Genomic DNA, 19,497 nt, shown 5'->3' on the forward strand with positions numbered 1-19,497 from the left:
TTTAGTTTACGGGAGAGTTTTGTTATGTCAGAAGAATTTGTAATAAGAGAAAATATGGGTGAGTCCGGAGATGATAAAAAGGATTCCGGCAGAAACAGAAAGGACATGGTGAAGAACTTTGCCATAGCTTTTTTGTCAATCATGCTTATCCTTACATTTTTCTCCAACACCATCATGAATTATTCGCTGCCTCAGGTGGCGACCCAGCAGATAACAAGCGGAACCATTTCTCCTCAGATCAGAGGTACAGGAACCGTATCTGCCGAGGATCCTTATAATATCACGGTAAAAGAGACAAGAAAAATATCGGGAGTGGCGGTCAAGGAAGGTGCTCACGTGGAGATGGGAGATGTCATCTACTATCTTGAGGACAAGGAGTCACAGGAGCTTATGGATGCCAAGGACAAACTCGATGAACTCGAGCTTTCATATGAGCAGTCGCTGTTCTCCGGTGATGTTCCAAATGATGTCATCACAAACGTAAGAAGTGGCAGGAAAACCACTTATGATACATATCAGGCTGAGCTTGCAGCTGCAACAGACAGATACAACAATGCCTTAAATGCGGACAATGCTGCTCAGGCAGACATAGATTATGTTACCCAGAAGGATAACTATGATTCAGCCGGCAATTCTTATAATGCTGCAACACCGGGCTACAGCATTGCGCAGCTCAACTATGAGCTTACAAAGGCTCAGAACGAAGGAAATGACGACAGAGTACAGGAACTTGAGAATCAGATCGCAGAGCTGACAAAAGACAGCTCACAGCTTCAAAACTACGGAACACAGCAGAATCTTAGCTATGATCAGAAGCTTGCCCAGCTTTTCCAGACAAAGGCTAAGACCGCAGCAGAGCTTAAGGCTGCTGAACTGGAGAAAACAAATCTTTTAAAGAGCATCAATACCGAGATAAGTCTCTGCCAGATGAGAGACAAGATCAGTGAGCAAAGAGACCTGGTTGCAAAGCTTGAAGCTGAGTCAGTCGGAGCATCCGTTAAGACTCCTGTTGCCGGAACTGTATCAAGTCTTTCAAAGGTTTCCGGTGAGTCAACTTCAGCTGATGAGACAATAGCAGTTGTCCAGGTTGACGGAAAAGACATGACAACAAGCTTTTCAGTTACCAATGCCCAGGCTCAGAAGCTTAAGGTCGGTGATGCTGCGAAGCCTCAGAATATCTGGCAGTACGGGGATGACTTTAAGGCAACTCTCACTTCCATCAGAAATGATAAAACAGATCCGGGAAATAAGAAGCTTCTTACCTTCAAGCTTGAGAGTAAGGACATTGCTCCCGGACAGAGCATATCACTTGCCATCGGCGAAAGAGCTGTTGAGTACGATCTCATCGTTCCAAACAGTGCGATCAAGACAGACAGTAATGGTAAGTTCATTCTTGTAGTAAAGAGCAAATCAAGCCCTTTGGGCAACAGATACATGGCATCAAGAGTTGACGTCACAGTCAAAGCTTCTGATGACAACAATACAGCCATTGCTGCTGCGGTAGAAGGAGATGAGTATGTCATCACAACTGCTACAACACTTATAAAGGCCGGAGATCAGGTGAGGCTTTCAAACGAGTAATGAGTTTTGACGGATTAAAAGAACAAACAGTTAACTTTATAAAGAAAAAAGCTTTCATCATAATACTGAGTGCTGTATTGCTTGTCATATACATGCTCATGGGACTTGTTTCAACTCATATAATAAATGGTCTTCCTGAACAGCAACTTGCAGATAGATGGTCGGATGAGATGAATATGGCTCAGGTTAGTATCTTTGTGACACAAGATCAGCTTGTTAAGGAAGAAGACCTGAAGAAATTCACCTATCTTCTTGAAAAAAAGCTCGTGGAATCCGGTGTTGTGAGTGAAGAGGACGAAGATGCAGAGCAAGGTAAAAATCCTCAGATCATTGATACAATAAATATCGATGATATGAACAAAGAAGAGGAAGAAGAGCAGAGTATGCCTCAAAAGACACCTCTTCAAGAGCTTTACGACATCGCGTACTGCGCCCAGGGCAAGGTGAACCTGAAGTTTGAGAACAGAACAGCTGACAGAGCTTCTGCAATCGGAGTGGGAGGAGATTTCTTTTTGTTCCATCCCATGACCTTTGTGTCCGGATCCTATTTCTCAGGAGATGACCTGATGAAGGATGGCATTGTCATTGATGAAGAGATGGCATGGCAGCTCTTTGGATCCACAGACATCATTGGAGAGTGTGTTGAGATCGAAGGCATTCCTCACTACGTAGAGGGTGTTGTAAAGAGGGATAAAGGCAGGATTAAAAAGGCTGCCCAGCAGGATACCAGCTATGTTTATATGTCCTATGACTCTCTGTCCAAGTATGGAACGATCCTCAGTGGAGTAACCGAGGAACATGATGTTTCCGAGGACGGAACCACTGCGAAGTCAGGAGGCATTACCTGCATTGAAGTAGTATGTCCCAATCCCGTAAGGGGACTTGCTGCCAAGATATGTAAGGAGAGTCTTGGAATCGGTGATGAGTATGTGACAGTGGTAGATAATACAGAGAGGTTTTCTTTCTTTTCACTTATAGCAGTACTCAGAAACTTCTTTACAAGAAGTATGTGGAATAAAGCAATCTTTTATCCTTACTGGGAAAATACTGCAAGAGGCTATGAGGATATTCTATCGCTCATACTGCTTGTGAGAATGATATGCATGACAGTGCTTATTCTGATACTTGTAGTCTTTGTGGTTGGCGCTTACAGGCACAAGAAGTGGACTGTAAGGGGAATTGTCAAATACCTTTCAGATAAGAAATACGATTTGGAAGTTGAACATAAGAGGAAAAAGGAGAAATTATGAAAAAGAAATCTTTGTTAAAGAGGGGGATATCCCTGGTGACGCTTATGTCTCTTTTACTGGGGACTTTAAGCGGATGCTCTATGGGAAATAAAGGCGGATCAAGCCTTGTGGACGAAGCTTCAAAGAGCACAAAGGACTATGTGTTTAAGAGCGAGAAGCTCGATATTATTGATGCTTCGGATTACAGCAATATTTCAATCGTTGGGCAGAGAATCTACGCAACAACTTATTCCGATGGCGAAAATATCACCATATGCTCTTTTAACTCCGACGGAAGTGACCTAAAGACGGTGAAGATCCCTGAGAGTGATGCAGACAGCCATGGCAATATGACCTATGACAAGGACGGCAATCTCTACTGCGTTCTCTACAAGTACTACTACACTGATAAGCAGGGCAATGTTGTTGATATGGAAGACGTTTACGAAGAAGAGGGTATGGGAGATGGAGAAGTCATCACCATGACTGAGGAGGAGACTTCGGCTGACGGAGATATTATCGTAGATAAGATGGTTCCGGACGGTGAGAACATGGACGATGACTATGACTACCATGAGGAACAGTACCTTCAGAAGTATGACGCTGAGGGTAATGAGATCTTTAACATCATGCTCTCTGACGGACAGGATGAAGAGAACTACTTCTCAATGTATGGAATGGTCTACGATGAAAATAAGGGTCTGATAGTCAGCTCAAACAGAGGAATCCAGAAGTTTAATGAAGCCGATCAGTCTTTTGACATGATACTTGATACAACTGATTCCGCCAGTGAATTTTACGATACTTCAATAAGTTTGTACAGCGGATTTGACGGACAGATATTTGCTTCTCTCTGGGGAGATCACGGAATTGAGCTTAGAAGCTTTGATCCTGAAACAGGTAAGCTCTCTGACCCTTCAGGACAGTTTGAGACTTATGATGATTACTCATTCTTTAGCGGAAACGGATATGACCTTTATGTATCTAAGACCGATGGATTCTATGGCTATGATAAAGGGAAAGATGCACTGACCAAGCTCCTTGATTACGTTGATTCAGACCTCAGCATCGGCTATTCGATAAACAGCGTAGTTGCTGTAAGCGATCAGGAGTTTATCGCAAACCTTCCTGATGAGAATTATAATTACGCACTTTACAGACTGACCAAGGTTCCTGCAGATCAGGTAAGAGACAAGACAATCATCACTCTTGCAGGAAGAGGCATCGACTATAATGTAAGAGATATGGTCTATAAATTCAATCAAGAGTCTGATGGCTACAAGATAAAAATCGTTGATTATGCATCACTGGATTCTGAAGATGACTGGCAGGCAGGACTTACACAGTTTAACCTTGATATTGTGTCGGGAAATATCCCTGATATCATGTTTTTTGTAAATGACGAGCCTGTTGACAGCTACATCAATAAGGGACTGTTCCTTGATATGAGCAGCTACCTTGCTTCCGACCCTGAGCTTAAGGATGTGAAGTTTGTACAGAATGCTTTTGATGCCTTTAAGACAGGAGATAAGCTTTACCAGATCATTCCTTCATTCTATGTAAACACTTTGGCTGTAAAGGCTTCAAATGTACCGGGAATGGATACGCTTACCCTTAAGGACTGCAAGGAAATGATAAAGCAAAAGGGTGTTACATTTTCTGATTCCTTCGGCATGATAGCAAAAGACACAATCATGTACTACGGCATTATGACATCAGGCAACAGGTTTATTGACTGGGAGAACAAGACCTGTAATTTTAACAGTGAGGGCTTTACGGAGCTTTTGGAATTTGCTAATGAATTCCCTGCTGAGATCACTGAAGATATGTGGATGGACTACGACGAGGCCAGCTACAGGACGGGTGAAGCACTTTTTTCACTTACATATTTAAACGGCTTTAGGCCTTACAAAAGGTATGTTGACGGAACCTTTGGCAGTGATATCAAGCTGATTGGATTCCCTAATGAACTTGGGGTTAACTGTTCCATTTTAACTCCCAATGCGCGATTTGCTGTCAGCTCACAGACCAAGTACCCTGAGGAGTGCTGGAAGTTCCTTAGAAAACTCTACTTGGATGAGTATCAGGACACCATAGAATACGACTTCCCAATCAGGAAGGACAAGTTCGATGCTCTTGCCAAGAAGTCCATGGAAAAGCAGTTCTGGATCGACGATGACGGAGAGAAGCACTACGAAGAAGAGTACTACTGGGTTGGCGATACACAGATTGAAGTTCAGCCGCTTACTCAGCAGGATGTGGATACTGTTACAGATTTTGTTGAGTCTCTTACCCTTACTTATTCCTCCAATGAGGCTGTAAGCAACATTATAAGCGAAGAGGCAGCTGCTTACTTTAAGGGGCAAAAGAGTGCTCAGGAGGTGGCAGATATTATCCAGAGCAGAGTTTCAATATATGTTAATGAAAACAGCTAAATAAAACGCCTGCGATGCATCTAAGGATTGCTCCGCAATCCTTAGCCGCACTGACGCGCGGTATAAAAATAGGCATATAGTCAATTAGAAACGCTTGCGTTTCAATTGATTATATGCCTATTTTTGCATCGCTTGACTTAAGCAGGATACGGGAATCGAACCCGCCTCTTCAGCTTGGGAAGCTGACATACTACCGATGTACTAATCCTGCGCCTTCCAACTATTTTATTTTAGGCATTCTGTGCTATAATTTCAAGAGTATGAAAAATATTTTGTGGAGGTAAAAGGATATGACAGAAAAGATCAAAAACGTGGCCGGCAAAGGCAAGGGCTTTGCGGCCGAATTTCGTGAGTTCATCATGCGTGGAAACGTGATGGATATGGCAGTCGGTGTTATCATTGGCGGAGCTTTCCAGAAGATCATTTCATCACTGGTTGATGACATCATCATGCCGATCATCAGCTTACTTACCGGTGGAATTGACTTCAACAACATGTTTGTTTCTCTTGATGGCAGTTCATATGCCACCCTCGAGGCAGCAAAAGAGGCCGGAGCAGCTACACTTAACTACGGTACATTCATTACAGTAATCATCAACTTTATTCTCATGGCACTTGTAATCTTCTGCCTTGTAAAATCCATGAATAAGATAGCAGCAAGATTTGAAAAGGAAGAAGCAGAAGCACCTGCTACAACTAAGATCTGCCCACGTTGTAAGAGTGAGATCAACATTGAGGCAACAAGATGCCCTCACTGCACATCTGAACTTTAATTAACAGTCATCTATGTGAGGAAGGAAAACTGAATATGAAAAGGATTAGTGACTTTGTTGGAAAGTATATGGCAATAATTGTTCTCGTAGTTGCAGCTCTGGCACTTTTTGTACCAAAGTCATGCCTGTGGATACAGACATCATGGATCAACTACCTGCTTATGGTTGTAATGTTTGGAATGGGACTTACTTTGAAGTTTGGCGATTTCGCAGTAGTCTTCAAACGTCCAAAAGATATCATTATCGGTTGTATTGCACAGTTTACCATAATGCCTCTTCTGGCATTTGCACTTGGTAAGATATTCGGCCTTGAGACAGGTCTTCTGGCCGGAGTAATCCTTGTAGGAACCTGTCCGGGCGGAACAGCGAGCAATGTAATGACATATCTGAGTAAGGGAGATGTAGCCCTTTCAGTAGGAATGACCAGTGTCAACACGCTCCTGGCACCACTTCTTACACCTGCTATTACATACCTTTTGTTAAAGACAACAGTATCAGTGGATGTGCTGAGCATGTTCCTTTCAATCATCAAGGTAGTTATCATCCCCATTGCGCTGGGCTTTATCATTAACAGATTCTGGAGCAAATATACAGAAAAAGTATCAGATGTACTTCCGCTTATTTCTGTAGTTGCAATAACACTTATTGTTGCAGCGGTTGTTTCTCACAATGCTGAGAGAATCCTTGAAACAGGAGCTATCGTATTTGTAGTAGTTATCCTTCACAATGTTCTCGGATATGTTGTAGGATTTGCGCTTGGACTTGTACTCAAGCTTCCAATGTCCAAAAAGAAAGCACTCTCTATCGAGATTGGAATGCAGAATTCAGGTCTCGCAACATCCCTTGCTGGATCAGCTTTCCCTGACCTTGCAATGGCAACAGTGCCCGGAGCAATCTTCTCTGTATGGCACAACATATCAGGAGCGCTTTTAGCTAATATTTACAGAAGACTGGAGGATAAAGATAAGCAGTCTGACAACTTTCTGAAAGAGGAGAAAGGCGCTTAACAGATCAAATAAATCAAACAACCGGTAAATGAGCATGGCCTCATTTACCGGTTGTTTTTAAATGTATATAGAAAGTAGTTAAATCCTGGTTGAACCTCTCTTGATAAGTTCGCCTGAGAAGATGGTCTTCTGTGGCATCTCATTCTGAGTCAGGGTTCCGATAAGTGTCTTAACAAGCTGAATGCACATATCCTCAAGTCTGTTATCGATTGAGGAGAGCTCCGGCTCAGAGCAGTGGGAGAGGATTGAATTGTTGTATCCTATAACCTGAAGCTCTGAAGGAACCTTGATGTGATTAGCTCTGGCAAAGTTCATGGAACCTACTGCCAAAAAGTCATCACTTGTTACGATGGCATCGAACTTAAGACCCTTGGCGTGAAGGCTCTCTACAAAGCCCTTAACACCATCTATGTCCTCGTGACTTCCCTTAAAGCACTGCATGAGCTGCTTCTTGAGCGGAATGTCATGTGTAAGAAGGGCGTTCTGGAATCCTGCCAGCTTCTTAAGACCTGAGTAGGAGTTACTGTTGTAGAGATAAAGGATATCCTTGGCTCCGCCGTTAATAAGCTGCTCTGTTGCATCCTGTGTTGCCTTGTAATCATCGCAGAGAGTGCAGTAAACATTGTTACAGTCAAAGTCCGCGTTAAGGAGCATGATAGGCACAGTTGCAGCTGCCTCCTTAATGTACTGGTTATCCTCGGAAGTGTTCATGATAAAGTTGGAGCCTATCATGACAATCGCATCTACATGCTGGGACAAGAGGAGATTAACCGACTCTTTCTTGGTCTCAACCTCATAACCTGTACAACAAAGAACTGAGTGATATCCGTTCTCACGGAGCTTCTGCTCTATGTAGTAGATGGCCTTGGCAAGGTACAGATCGGATGCATCGGCACAGAGAATACCAATGGTCTTCATGGAATTAAGACCAAGTCCTCTGGCAAAAGCATTGGGCTTATAGCCATATTGTTCAATTATGTCCATGACTTTCTTGCGAGTGCGGGGCTTAACATTGGTGGATCCGTTAAGTACACGGGATACTGTGGCAATTGAAACCCCTGCCTTCTTGGAAATGTCATATATTGTCATCTGGTTGCTCATAAAGTTATCTTTCTTCTAACGGGAATTTGAAATATCTAACTGCATTATTATAAGAGATATCTTTTACAATTTCACCGAGAATATCAAGGTCCTCTGAAGGATATTCACCATTTTCAACAAGAGATCCCAAATAATTACAAAGGATTCTTCTGAAGTACTCATGTCTTGTATAGGAAGTAAAGCTTCTTGAGTCTGTAAGCATTCCTACAAAGCCTGAGAGATTGCTGGATTCAGCAACGCATCTGAGCTGCTCCTCCATACCGAACTTGCTGTCATTGAACCACCATGCGCTTCCCTGCTGGATCTTGGCAACTGCAGGACCTTCGTTGAAGCAGTTGAGCATAGTGTTGATGATCTTGTTATCGTTAGGGTTAAGTGAGTAGAGAATTGTCTTAGGAAGAGAATTCTTTACATGAAGGGCATTGAGGAAATCTGCCATCTCACCCATAGGATAGTAAGCATCGATTGAATCGTATCCTGTATCGGGACCGAGCTTCTCGAACATAGGAGTGTTGTTGTCTCTCTTGCATCCGAAGTGAAGCTGCATTACCCAGTCTCTCTTTGCAATCTCTTCACCTTCAAAGAGCATGAATGCTGTCTGGAACTTCAGATCTTCCTCTTTGGTAAGTTCTGATCCGGCAAGGCGCTTTGCAAAGATTGCCTCAACTTCTTCGTCAGAAGCAGGGTAGTACATAACATATTCAAGGGCGTGGTCTGTAACTGTGCAGCCCTTTGAAGCAAAGTAATCAAGTCTTACCTTAAGAGCTTCCTTAAGTGAAGCGAAAGAGTCGATCTTAACTCCGCTTACATCTGAAAGAGCCTTAAGATAATCAGTAAACTCAGGCTTAGTGATATTCTTAGCCTTGTCAGGTCTCCATGCAGGAAGAACCTTAACATCAAAAGTTGGATCTTCTTTAATCTTGTCGTGCCACTCAAGAGTATCAACAGGATCATCTGTTGTGCAGATAAGAGTTACACCTGAAGCCTTGATAAGTGATCTTACGCTTGTTGCAGGGTCCTGAAGAACCTTGTTGCAAAGATCATAAACTTCCTCGGCGGTCTTTGAATTAAGAACGCCCTGGTAACCGAAATATTTACGAAGTTCAAGATGTGCCCAGTGATGAAGCGGGTGTCCTACCGACTTCTCAAGGCACTTTGCGAACATAAGAAATTTATCCTTATCAGAAGCATCTCCTGTAATAAACTTCTCATCAACCCCGAAAGAACGCATCATGCGCCATTTGTAGTGATCTCCTCCGAGCCATACCTGTGTGATTGTGTCGAAATGACGATCCTCGGCTATCTCTCTTGGACTGATGTGACAGTGATAGTCAAGAATGGGCATGTTCTCTGAATAATCATGGTACAGTTTCTTGGCAGATTCAGACTGCAGAAGGAAATCTTCGTCCATAAATCTTTTCATTTGTATACCCTCCAAACCTTTCAATTATGAAAGCATTTTCATAATTTTTTTCAAATTGATTATACAAGACAGCCACGGCAATTACAATAGAAAAATTTGTTGACGTTTGATTTAGTTAAATATATGATTTTATTGTAAACGCTTACAACATTTTTTCAAAACACAAGAAGGGTAGGTTACAAATGGGCAGATTTTTACAGATTCATCCCCAGGACAATGTGGTTGTATGCCTTGAAGAATTAAAGAAAGGCGAGAGCGTAACTCTTGGAGATGGCAGAGCGGTAGAGGCTTTGGAAGATATTCCTGCAGGCCACAAGATGGCTGTTAAGGACATTGATGACGGAAAAGACATTGTGAAATACGGATACGCCATCGGACATGCTACAGAAGCGATAAGCACAGGCAGATGGGTTCACACACATGATATCAAGACTAATCTTGAGGGAATCCTTGATTATAAGTATCAGCCCGATCCTGAGTATGTTCCTGCCAAAGAGGCCAAGATGGGCACGAGAAAGGGCACATTTAAGGGCTTTGTAAGGGGTGATGGCAGAGTAGGCATAAGAAATGAAATATGGATCATTCCCACAGTCGGCTGTGTAAACAACATTGCAACAGCTCTTGCCAAGCAGGCTAATTCCTATATTAAGGGAAGTATTGATGAAGTAGTTGCTTTTACACATAATTACGGATGCTCTCAGACAGGAGACGATCAGGAGCACACAAGAACAATTCTTGCAGACCTTATTAAACATCCAAACGCAGGCGGAGTGCTTGTTCTTGGCCTTGGCTGCGAGAACAGCAATATCGATGTGTTGATGCCTTATATAGGAGAGTATGACAAGGACAGAGTTAAGTTCCTGGTATGCCAGAAGTCAGACGACGAGATGGAGGACGGACTTAATCTGTTAAAAGAGCTTATAGACACAGCATCAGCTGATGAAAGAACAGATGCTGATCTTTCAAAGCTCATAATCGGACTTAAGTGCGGCGGAAGCGACGGCTTTTCCGGAATCACAGCCAATCCTCTTGTGGGCAGGATTTCAGACCGCATTATAGAGTATGGAGGAACCAGCATCCTGACTGAGGTTCCTGAGATGTTCGGAGCAGAGACTATTCTTATGAATAGATGTAAGGATGAAAAGACCTTTGAAGATACCGTCAATATGATCAACGGCTTCAAAGAGTACTTCACCAAGCAGGGCGAGCCTATATATGAGAATCCATCTCCCGGAAATAAGGCGGGCGGAATTACAACACTTGAGGATAAGTCCCTTGGATGCACACAGAAGTCCGGCGATTATCCTGTAATGAATGTTATGGAATATGGTGAGAGAACTGAGACGACAGGACTCAACCTTTTGTGCGCACCCGGCAATGACCTCTGTGCAGCAACAGCCCTTGCCAGTGCAGGAGCTCAGATTGTGCTCTTTACAACAGGAAGAGGAACACCTTTTGCATGTCCCGTTCCTACTATGAAAATAGCCAGCAACAATACCATTGCTCAGAAGAAGGGCAATTGGATCGACTTTTGTGCAGGCCGTATATTAGACGGAGAAACCTTTGAGGACCTCACTGATGAACTCTTTGACAAGATTGTAAGAACAGCATCAGGTGAAAAGCTTAAAAGTGAACTGGCAGGTTTCCATGATATGGCAATATGGAAAAGAGGAGTAACACTTTAAAGAAATTTTTTGTAAATTTTTACATGTAAGCACTTTCCAAAATTGGCGTATAAATGCTACTTTCGACAAAAAACTGAGGAGATTGTTACAAATCTTACAAAATTTGTACTTGCAAAGGATTGCGATACATGATAAAGTACAGTTACAAGCAAATGAAAGTGCTTACATTTAATTTTCAAAAATCAAATTGGGAGGAACAAATTAAATGAAAAAGAAAGTCTTATCATTAATTCTTTCAACAGCAATGGTTGCTTCTCTTGCAGCATGCGGATCAGAATCAGCACCTGCAACAACAGACGGCGGCCAGAGCACTGACACAGCAGCTCAGACAACTGATGCTACAGCTACAACAGAGACAGCTGAGACAGCTGAGGCAGGTGAGTATGAGCTCACAGACCTCTACATCACAGTAGACGGAACACTTACAGCAAACGTTGATAACGGACAGGATGCTTTCATCGAGCAGTGGGAAGCAGCTGTTTCAGAGAAGATTGGTCATGACATCAAGCTTCACATCAACCAGCCTGAGCACTCAGGTTACAAGGACAATGTAGCTCAGCTCCTTACAACAGGACAGCCCGGTGACGGACAGTATCCTGATGCTCTTATCATGAGCGCTACAATGTTCAAGCAGTATCAGAACACAGGTATCCTTTGGAACATGGCTGATGCTTATGCAAACGCAGAGTTCCAGTCAAGGATCACACTTCCTTCAATCAACGAGAACATGAAGACTGCAAACGGAGAGCTTTACGCTTTCGCTCCTACATATGGTAACGGATGTGTTACATACATCAAGCAGTCATGGCTCGATGCTGCAGGACTTAAGGTTGATGACATCAAGACATTCGATGACTACTACAACATGCTCAAGGCTTTCACAAAGGATGGCCAGACAGGTGTTATCGCAGCAGGATTCGGTAAGCTTGACGAGGCTCCATACATCAACTACATGCCTGAGTTCTGGCAGGGTGCTTACCCAGCTATCTACCAGAAGGACGGACAGTGGGTTGACGGATTCCAGGAGCAGGCTACAATCGATGCTCTTACAAGACTTGCTCAGGGCTACGCTGATGGCGTAATCGATAAGGATACTGAGGAAGCTTCAACAAAGACAGCACGTGAGAAATGGTTCTCAAATGACCAGACAACATCAGAAGGTGTATTCACTTACTGGGCTGGCACATGGCTTAGAACTCTTACAGATAACCTTGACAAGAACGACGTTGATACAGATCTTGGCGATGACAGACTTGTACAGCTTCCTCCTATCAAGGAGATCAAGGATACATGGGGCGGATACATCAACCGTGAGGCTCCTGTATGGGTAATCACAGATGATGGCGACGGAGACAACTCTCGTGAGCAGGCTATCTTCGATGCACTCCTTGAGACAATGCTTGACGGTGACAAGGTTCAGACACTTTGGACATATGGTGCTGAGGATGTTCACTGGTCAACACACGCAGAGTCATTCACAACTAACCCTGATGATCCTGACAAGAAGAAAGATTATGAGTACGAGGAAGGTCAGTTCCACCTTAAGCAGTCTCCTAACGACCCTAACTCTGTATGGAAGAAGAATCACCTTGATCCAGTACTTGTTATTGCTCCTCTTACAAACGGTTTCGTAGATAACGACGAGCTTGTACAGGCTGGTAACAAGTTCTTCACAGAGAACTGCGTAGACGCTCCTCAGTCACCTTCATCAGAGATCCTCACAGAGGTTGAGGCTGATCTTGCAACAGATAAGACAACTCTTATGAACGAAGTTGTTGCAGGTAAGAAGAGCGCAGAGGATGCTATCGCTGAGTACCAGGCTAAGTGGGGCGATACAATCACAGAGATCCTTGACGAGCTTAACGCACAGTAATTTCTTTTTTCAAAACCAATTCTTTTAAACTATCTATAAACTGTATGGGCATCCATCCGGGTGCCCATGCAGAACCTTAAAGAGATCCTTTCCTTTACCACAATCAACAAGTATAAATATGAATGGGGCAGTAAAATGAGCAAAACACAGAAGGTTACATCCACAGGACAAACTTTAAATAAAAAGCCTTTGGGAATGCGTATATGGAACCACAGAGGTTTTTATCTTATGTTTCTTCCTGTAGTTATCTATGTTCTTATTATCTACTATTGGCCAATGCTTGGCGTAAGATATGCTTTCTATGATTACACACTTAAGAAATTGGAACCGGTAGGCTTTAAACATTTTGAGAAGATGTTCTCAGATGCTGATTTCTGGAAAGCCTTTTTTAATACACTACAGCTTTCTATCATCAAGCTGCTGATCACCACAGGTACTGCGGTTATTGTATCTGTGTTCATCAATGAGATGGCAAACCTGTTTGCCAAGAAAGTATTGCAGACAGTTATCTACCTGCCACATTTCATGTCATGGACAGTTACAGCAGCTATCTTCACACTTTTCCTTTCAACTTCTTCAACAGGTTTCGTAAATGAAACACTTAAGAGTTGGGGACTGATAAAAGAGAGTATTGATTTCATGCATGAGCTCACGCTCTGGCGACCTGTTTACTATCTGGTAAATATCTGGAAGGAGACAGGATGGGGAACCGTTATCTTCCTGGCAACGCTTTCAGGAATTAACCCCGAGCTCTATGAAGCAGCAGATATCGATGGTGCTACAAGACTTCAGAAGATCTGGTATGTAACAGTACCTGAACTTCTCAACACAGTAATCATCGTACTTATCCTGAATCTGGCTAAGGTTCTTAACCTCTTTGAGTCAGTATTCGTTATGTACAACAACCGAGTATTTGCTGTTTCGGATGTAATTTCAACATACATCTATCGTAAGACCTTCATGACAGCTATTCCTAACTATGGTTACACAACAGCGGTAGGTCTTTTCAAGTCACTGGTTGGATGCGCACTGGTACTTATTTGTAACTGGGCCAGCAAGAAAGTCCGCGGCCGCGGAATTATTTAAGGAGGCTTACGATGGCAAAGAGAGTAGAATTTGGTGCAGGTCGTAAGAAAAAGACCGATACATTTGACGTAGTAAATTACATAGTATTTATTTTGTTGGGACTTATAGTTCTGTTCCCAATCTGGAAGGTTGTTGTTGATTCCTTCAACGCCGTTGGTGTTTACAAATTCCAGTTTTTCCCGAATCAGCCAACACTTGACGGATATCGTACAATCCTTCACACAGCTAAGCTTTACAAGCCATTCGTTAATTCAGTTGTTACAACAATTCTTGGAACACTGCTTGGTCTTGTAATGTCAACCCTTGGTGGATATGTACTTTCACAGTACGAGATGCCCGGAAGAACACTTTTTGCATACTTCCTTCTCTTCACCATGATCTTCTCAGGTGGTATGATCCCTGAGTACTTGGTTATGAAACAGCTTGGCCTTCTTAACAAGATGTGGATCCTTGTTGTTAAGCATGGTATGAATGTTTACAACCTGGTTCTTATGCGTAACTTCTTTGAAGGAATACCGGGATCACTTTTTGAAGCAGCTAAGATTGACGGATGCTCACCAATGGGTATCTTCTTCAAGATCGTGCTTCCTCTTTCTAAGGCAGCCCTTGCTTCAATCGGTCTGATGTTTGCCGTAACTGTATGGAACGACTATTCAACAGTTCAGATCTACATCACAAACCGTGATCAGGTTAACTTCCAGTACATCCTGAGAGTTATGGTCATGGACGGAGATACGCCGACGACGGCTTATAAGGTATCACAGAGTACTCTGTACTATTCAGCCATCGTTTGTGCAATCCTTCCTTTCATGCTTCTGTATCCTTTCCTTCAGAAGTACTTCGTTAAGGGCGTTAACGTAGGAGCTGTAAAAGAGTAATATTAAATCAGATAATCATTTTAACAGGCCGTCCAGGTTTTTTGCTTGGACGGCTGTTTTTAAAGGAGTAGAAAGATGAGACATATTTTCTGGGCAGGAGATTCGACGGTAGCTACCAACAAGGCATCAACTTATCCCCAAACAGGGATAGGACAGGCTTTTGACAGGTTCACTGCCATGGATGTCTGTGTATGCAACAGAGCAGTAAACGGAAGGAGCACCAAGAGCTTTATAGATGAATCACGCCTTGCGCCGATTTATGATGAGATCACAGAGGGAGATTTTCTTTTTATCCAGTTCGGACACAATGATGAAAAGAAAAATGACCCTTCCAGATATACAGATCCCCATGGGGAGTTTATTGTCAACCTTGGCAAGTATGTGAATGTAGCCAGAAATAAAGGCGCATATCCTGTTTTCATTACCTCGGTTGAAAGAAGGCTGTTTGATGAAAATGGCGCACTTAAGCCCTCCGAACACACTGAGTATGTAAAGGGGATGAAAGAAGCTGCTGAAAAATTTGATGTTCCGGTTGTGGATCTTTTTACCATGAGCAGGGACTTTTTAACTAAGACAGGTGATGAGGCTACAAAGAAGTACTATATGAATCTTGCACCGGGAGAGGCATCTTGGGCTCCTGAGGGTAAGATAGATAACTCCCATTTAAAGTACGAAGGAGCAATGCTCTATGCAGGCATGATAGCTAAGGGACTTAAGGATCTTGGCGGTGTTTATGCCTCCCTCCTTGCAGATGAGGAGCTTAATAAAGAGACTACGAATATTGAGATAAACGGATGATAAAGACATGAAAACTTATTCTGATCTTGGTGATAAATTCAGAAATCCTGTGCTGTTTGCAGATTACTCTGACCCTGATGTAATAAGGGTTGGAGACATATTTTATATGACTGCCAGCAGCTTTAATTACACGCCTGGGCTTCCAATCCTTGTGTCAAAAGACCTTGTGAACTGGAGGCTGGTTAACTATGCCCTTAAAAATATTGGGCAGGAGAGATTTAAGATACCGAGGCACTCAGAAGGCGTCTGGGCGCCTGCCATCAGATTCCATGAGGGAATGTTCTACATCTACTACGGAATGCCGGATGAAGGCTACTACGTAGTAAGGACAAAAGACCCATTGGGAGAGTGGGAAGAGCCTGTTCTTGTCCTTAAAGGGAAAGGTCTTATTGACCCATGCCCGTTCTGGGATGAGGATGGAAGAGCTTATATCATTCACGGATATGCCAAGTCCAGAATCGGCTTTAAGAGCATTCTCGGTATATTCGAGATGAGTCCTGACGGACTAAGTGCCATAACTGAAGATCACTTTGTGTTTGATGGAAATGATCCATCTCACCCGGCAGTGACCATAGAAGGTCCCAAGGTTTATAAAAGGGATGGATTTTACTATATCCTTGCTCCGGCCGGAGGTGTAAGGGAAGGCTATCAGGTTGCACTCAGGTCAAAAGACATTCACGGCCCCTATGAGATAAAGACTGTGATGGCTCAGGGCGGCACTGTTATCAACGGCCCTCACCAGGGAGGTCTTATTGATACTCCGGATGGAAAAGAGTATTTCCTTCATTTCCAGGACAGAGGACTCTATGGAAGGATATGTCATCTTCAGCCGGTATGCTGGAAGGGCGGATGGCCTGTTATCGGAATAAATCCTGATGAAAACGGAGTTGGAGAGCCGGCCTTTGAGCTGGATAAGCCTGTTATTACAAGCGAAGAGCCCGTATATCTTGAAGGGTCAGATGATTTTAAGGACGGTAAACCAAATCTTTCGTGGCAATGGATGGGTGATCACGATGATAGCTTTTATGGAAGTGTAACAGATGAAGACGGTGCATGCAGAGGCGGCTTAAGGCTCTTTTGCCAAAATCCGTCTCATGATGAGGTGCCGGTTCTGTGGAGGAGCAGCAATGTTCTTACGCAGAAGCTGATTTACCCTTCCTTTAGGGCAGAAGCTGAAATGGATGCATCAGGGCTTTTGCCGGGAGAAAGAGCGGGCGTCTGCATGACAGGCGGTCAGTACGTTGCAGCTTTTATAGAGAAAGATATTGCCGGTAAATATTATGTAAGGACCATTCACTCTGAGGGAGATGATACGCACAAGAGTGAGGCGACAGACCTTTCGGAACTCTTTGAAAACTATGTAAAAGACAGCGAACTTTCTTTGGAGGACGCTCTCAAAAACATCAAATGGGTTATGACCTTCACCGGAGCAGATACTTATTTTCAGAACGTTACTCATAGCCCGGAAGCAGAAGACATGAAACTCAAGGTCTGTATTTCCTTTGATGGAGTAAAGATGTTTGATCTTGGCATAGATTACACGCCTTCGGATCACACCTGGGTAGGGGCAAAGCTCGGAATATTCGCCCTGTCTCTTGGTGGTAACAACAAAGATCACGGACACGCTGACTTTAAGAATTTTATTGTAGAGGAGCTACAATGATTGATGCGATAAGGCATGATGACCTTGACAGATTAAAAGAGATATTGATAAACGAGCCTTCGAAAGTAAGTAAGGAGGCTCTGTTTGAAGCTGCAAAGCTCGGGAATCTGGACATCCTTAAATACCTTGTTGAATACTCCAGGATCAGCCTTAATGAGTACGATGATGAACACAGGAATGTGCTTCACTTTGGCGCTGAATCCGGTGATTTAGAGGTGTTTAAATACCTGGTTGAGAGATGTGGTATGGACCCTCTTGAGGGAGATTCAGACCTTGTAACACCATGGGATATTGTACATGATCTTAGACAGAGCTATGAGAATATGTATGAAGAATATCCCGAGGATTCATTGGCTTTAGGATATATAAATATCGAGAATTACTTAGAGAATCAATTTGGCCATAAATATGAGGATTATTATCACAATCCCATAAGACGTGGTTTTTACCCGGATCCGTCAATTGTAAGAGTTGGCTCTGACTACTATATGGTCAACTCTTCCTTCATCTTTTTTCCCTGTATTCCGATCTCTCATTCGAGAGACCTTATTCATTGGGAGATAATAGGACATGCCATAACAAACCCTGACTGGGCACATCTTGATGAACTTGAAGGCGGAAGGGGCTACTGGGCTCCTGATATTTCCTACTACGAGGGAAGATTTTACATAACGGCGACCTACAGGCTAAATGACGTTCCGCCCACTTACAGAAGGCAGATTGTTGTAAGCTCTGATAAGCCGGAAGGCCCTTACACCGAGCCTGTTTTCATTGATGAAGATGGAATCGATCCAAGTATCTTTAATGATGATGACGGCAGGAGATATATGCTCCTAAACCGTGGAGCGAGGATCTTCGAGCTGGATAAATCCGGAACGAAGAAGATTTCCGATGCTCAGCTTCTTTACTACGGAGACCATAAAAGAGCTCCCGAAGGGCCTCATCTATACAAGAAGGACGGATATTACTACCTGCTTGAGGCTGAGGGTGGTACGGGCCCGGGCCACAGGGTTACTGTGTCCAGGTCAAAAGAGCTCTTCGGCGTCTATGAAAGATGCCCCTACAATCCAATAATGAGGCAGAAAGACGAAACTGCTGCAATTCAGAGATGCGGACACGGGGACCTGGTAGAGACTCAGGACGGCAGATGGTTTATGGTCTATCTCTGCGGAAGAGCACTGGATGGCAGGTACAGTATTCTTGGAAGGGAGACGGCAATCGATCCCGTGACCTGGACGCCTGACGGATGGCCTATAGTAAATGATCTTAAGGGACCGTCTGCTATGCAGGTCAAACCATTTCCTGAGATGGATACAGATTCAGATGCAGAAGCCGATAATGGCAAAAGAGTGCGAATATCCCCTTGCGGGCTTTACATGGAATATATGACTCCCCGTCCCTTTGAGGATGGCGAAGTTGTTTGCAGTTCTGATGAGAGGAAGTTCCAAATTAAGGGAAGCAGAGCGCCTCTTTCAAGCGTAGATAGCAGGAACATAGTTTTAAGAAGGCAGAGTAGTTTAGTCTTTTCATATTCGGTTTCAATGGATATTCCGGATATTAAGGATGGACAGAGCGCCGGAATTTGCGGATACTATGATGAGAACACTTTCTTTGAATTTGGAATCACAAGGAAAGAGGGAAGGCGATATCTATATGTTAACGAGCACATTGGAGATGAGGACAGAGCTCTTTTGTCAAAAGAGCCACTTGAAGGTACAGCAGAATCTATAAGGCTATATATGGATACAGATCATCTAAGAAGAGAGCTTTCGTATTGCTTGAACGAAGAAGGCGACAGAAGACACTTTGCAACACTGGACAATGTCTTTTATCTGTGCGACGAAGGCCTTGACAGGGGCAAGAGATTTACCGGAGCAATGGTCGGAATGTATGCTTTTTCAGGCGCAAATGAGATGATTGTTTCCTTCAGAGATGATATGTTTAAGGAGATGTAAGAGGAATATC

14 protein-coding genes and 1 tRNA gene are annotated in these 19,497 nt (G+C 43.3%); 12 read left to right on the top strand and 3 right to left on the bottom strand.

Annotated elements, in window-relative coordinates; translation table 11 throughout:
- Positions 1-24 precede the first annotated feature (24 nt).
- The 3 genes from G633_RS0101120 (at position 25) to G633_RS0101130 (ending at position 5,245) form a co-directional block, all read left to right on the top strand.
- The gene (locus G633_RS0101120; RefSeq protein ID WP_022768770.1) at positions 25-1,581 is read left to right on the top strand and encodes an efflux RND transporter periplasmic adaptor subunit; all 1,557 of its coding nucleotides are present in this window, start codon (positions 25-27) and stop codon (positions 1,579-1,581) included.
- A gap of 77 nt (positions 1,582-1,658) precedes the next feature.
- Complete coding sequence (locus tag G633_RS0101125; RefSeq protein WP_207638096.1) at positions 1,659-2,831, top strand: ABC transporter permease; 1,173 nt, start codon at positions 1,659-1,661, stop codon at positions 2,829-2,831.
- A complete protein-coding gene (locus G633_RS0101130; protein ID WP_026518851.1) occupies positions 2,828-5,245 on the top strand; it encodes an extracellular solute-binding protein in 2,418 nt (805 codons plus the stop codon). Before G633_RS0101125 ends, G633_RS0101130 begins: the two co-directional genes overlap by 4 nt.
- A 140-nt stretch (positions 5,246-5,385) precedes the next feature.
- On the opposite strand, the gene G633_RS0101135 is transcribed toward G633_RS0101130, so the two are convergent.
- Positions 5,386-5,456 (bottom strand) — tRNA-Gly (locus G633_RS0101135).
- Between the two features lie 79 nt (positions 5,457-5,535).
- Between G633_RS0101135 and mscL the strand changes: the two genes are divergently transcribed.
- Together mscL and G633_RS0101145 are read left to right on the top strand one after the other, a co-directional pair.
- Positions 5,536-6,018 (top strand): large conductance mechanosensitive channel protein MscL, encoded by a 483-nt coding sequence (gene mscL, locus G633_RS0101140; protein WP_022768766.1) that lies wholly within the window; start codon positions 5,536-5,538, stop codon positions 6,016-6,018.
- A gap of 35 nt (positions 6,019-6,053) precedes the next feature.
- Positions 6,054-7,025, top strand: coding sequence for a bile acid:sodium symporter family protein (locus G633_RS0101145; protein ID WP_022768764.1), 972 nt, complete (start codon positions 6,054-6,056; stop codon positions 7,023-7,025).
- Positions 7,026-7,103: 78 nt separating this feature from the next.
- On the opposite strand, the gene G633_RS0101150 is transcribed toward G633_RS0101145, so the two are convergent.
- Together G633_RS0101150 and uxaC are read right to left on the bottom strand one after the other, a co-directional pair.
- On the bottom strand, positions 7,104-8,126 hold the full coding sequence (locus tag G633_RS0101150; RefSeq protein ID WP_022768763.1) for a LacI family DNA-binding transcriptional regulator: 1,023 nt from the start codon (positions 8,124-8,126) through the stop codon (positions 7,104-7,106).
- Between the two features lie 4 nt (positions 8,127-8,130).
- Positions 8,131-9,549 carry a glucuronate isomerase gene (uxaC, locus tag G633_RS0101155; RefSeq protein WP_022768762.1) on the bottom strand — a complete coding sequence of 473 codons (1,419 nt, stop codon included), beginning with the start codon at positions 9,547-9,549 and terminating at the stop codon, positions 8,131-8,133.
- 182 nt (positions 9,550-9,731) lie between these two features.
- Between uxaC and G633_RS0101160 the strand changes: the two genes are divergently transcribed.
- From G633_RS0101160 to G633_RS0101190, 7 genes are all read left to right on the top strand, one after another.
- Entirely contained in the window at positions 9,732-11,234 is a 1,503-nt protein-coding gene (locus tag G633_RS0101160) for a UxaA family hydrolase (protein WP_022768760.1), read from the top strand.
- Positions 11,235-11,439: 205 nt separating this feature from the next.
- The gene (locus G633_RS0101165; RefSeq protein WP_022768759.1) at positions 11,440-13,107 is read left to right on the top strand and encodes a hypothetical protein; all 1,668 of its coding nucleotides are present in this window, start codon (positions 11,440-11,442) and stop codon (positions 13,105-13,107) included.
- Between the two features lie 135 nt (positions 13,108-13,242).
- Positions 13,243-14,193 (top strand): ABC transporter permease, encoded by a 951-nt coding sequence (locus G633_RS0101170; RefSeq protein ID WP_026512504.1) that lies wholly within the window; start codon positions 13,243-13,245, stop codon positions 14,191-14,193.
- An 11-nt stretch (positions 14,194-14,204) separates the two neighbouring features.
- The gene (locus G633_RS0101175; protein ID WP_022768756.1) at positions 14,205-15,071 is read left to right on the top strand and encodes a carbohydrate ABC transporter permease; all 867 of its coding nucleotides are present in this window, start codon (positions 14,205-14,207) and stop codon (positions 15,069-15,071) included.
- Positions 15,072-15,146: 75 nt separating this feature from the next.
- Complete coding sequence (locus tag G633_RS0101180) at positions 15,147-15,869, top strand: rhamnogalacturonan acetylesterase (RefSeq protein ID WP_022768755.1); 723 nt, start codon at positions 15,147-15,149, stop codon at positions 15,867-15,869.
- 7 nt (positions 15,870-15,876) lie between these two features.
- Positions 15,877-17,532, top strand: coding sequence for a glycoside hydrolase family 43 protein (locus tag G633_RS0101185; protein WP_026518852.1), 1,656 nt, complete (start codon positions 15,877-15,879; stop codon positions 17,530-17,532).
- The gene (locus G633_RS0101190) at positions 17,529-19,487 is read left to right on the top strand and encodes a family 43 glycosylhydrolase (protein WP_026518853.1); all 1,959 of its coding nucleotides are present in this window, start codon (positions 17,529-17,531) and stop codon (positions 19,485-19,487) included. The genes G633_RS0101185 and G633_RS0101190 overlap by 4 nt, the downstream gene beginning before the upstream one ends.
- The last annotated feature ends 10 nt before the right edge of the window (positions 19,488-19,497 follow it).

Source organism: Butyrivibrio sp. FCS006 (assembly GCF_000424525.1).
Lineage (GTDB): Bacteria > Bacillota > Clostridia > Lachnospirales > Lachnospiraceae > Butyrivibrio.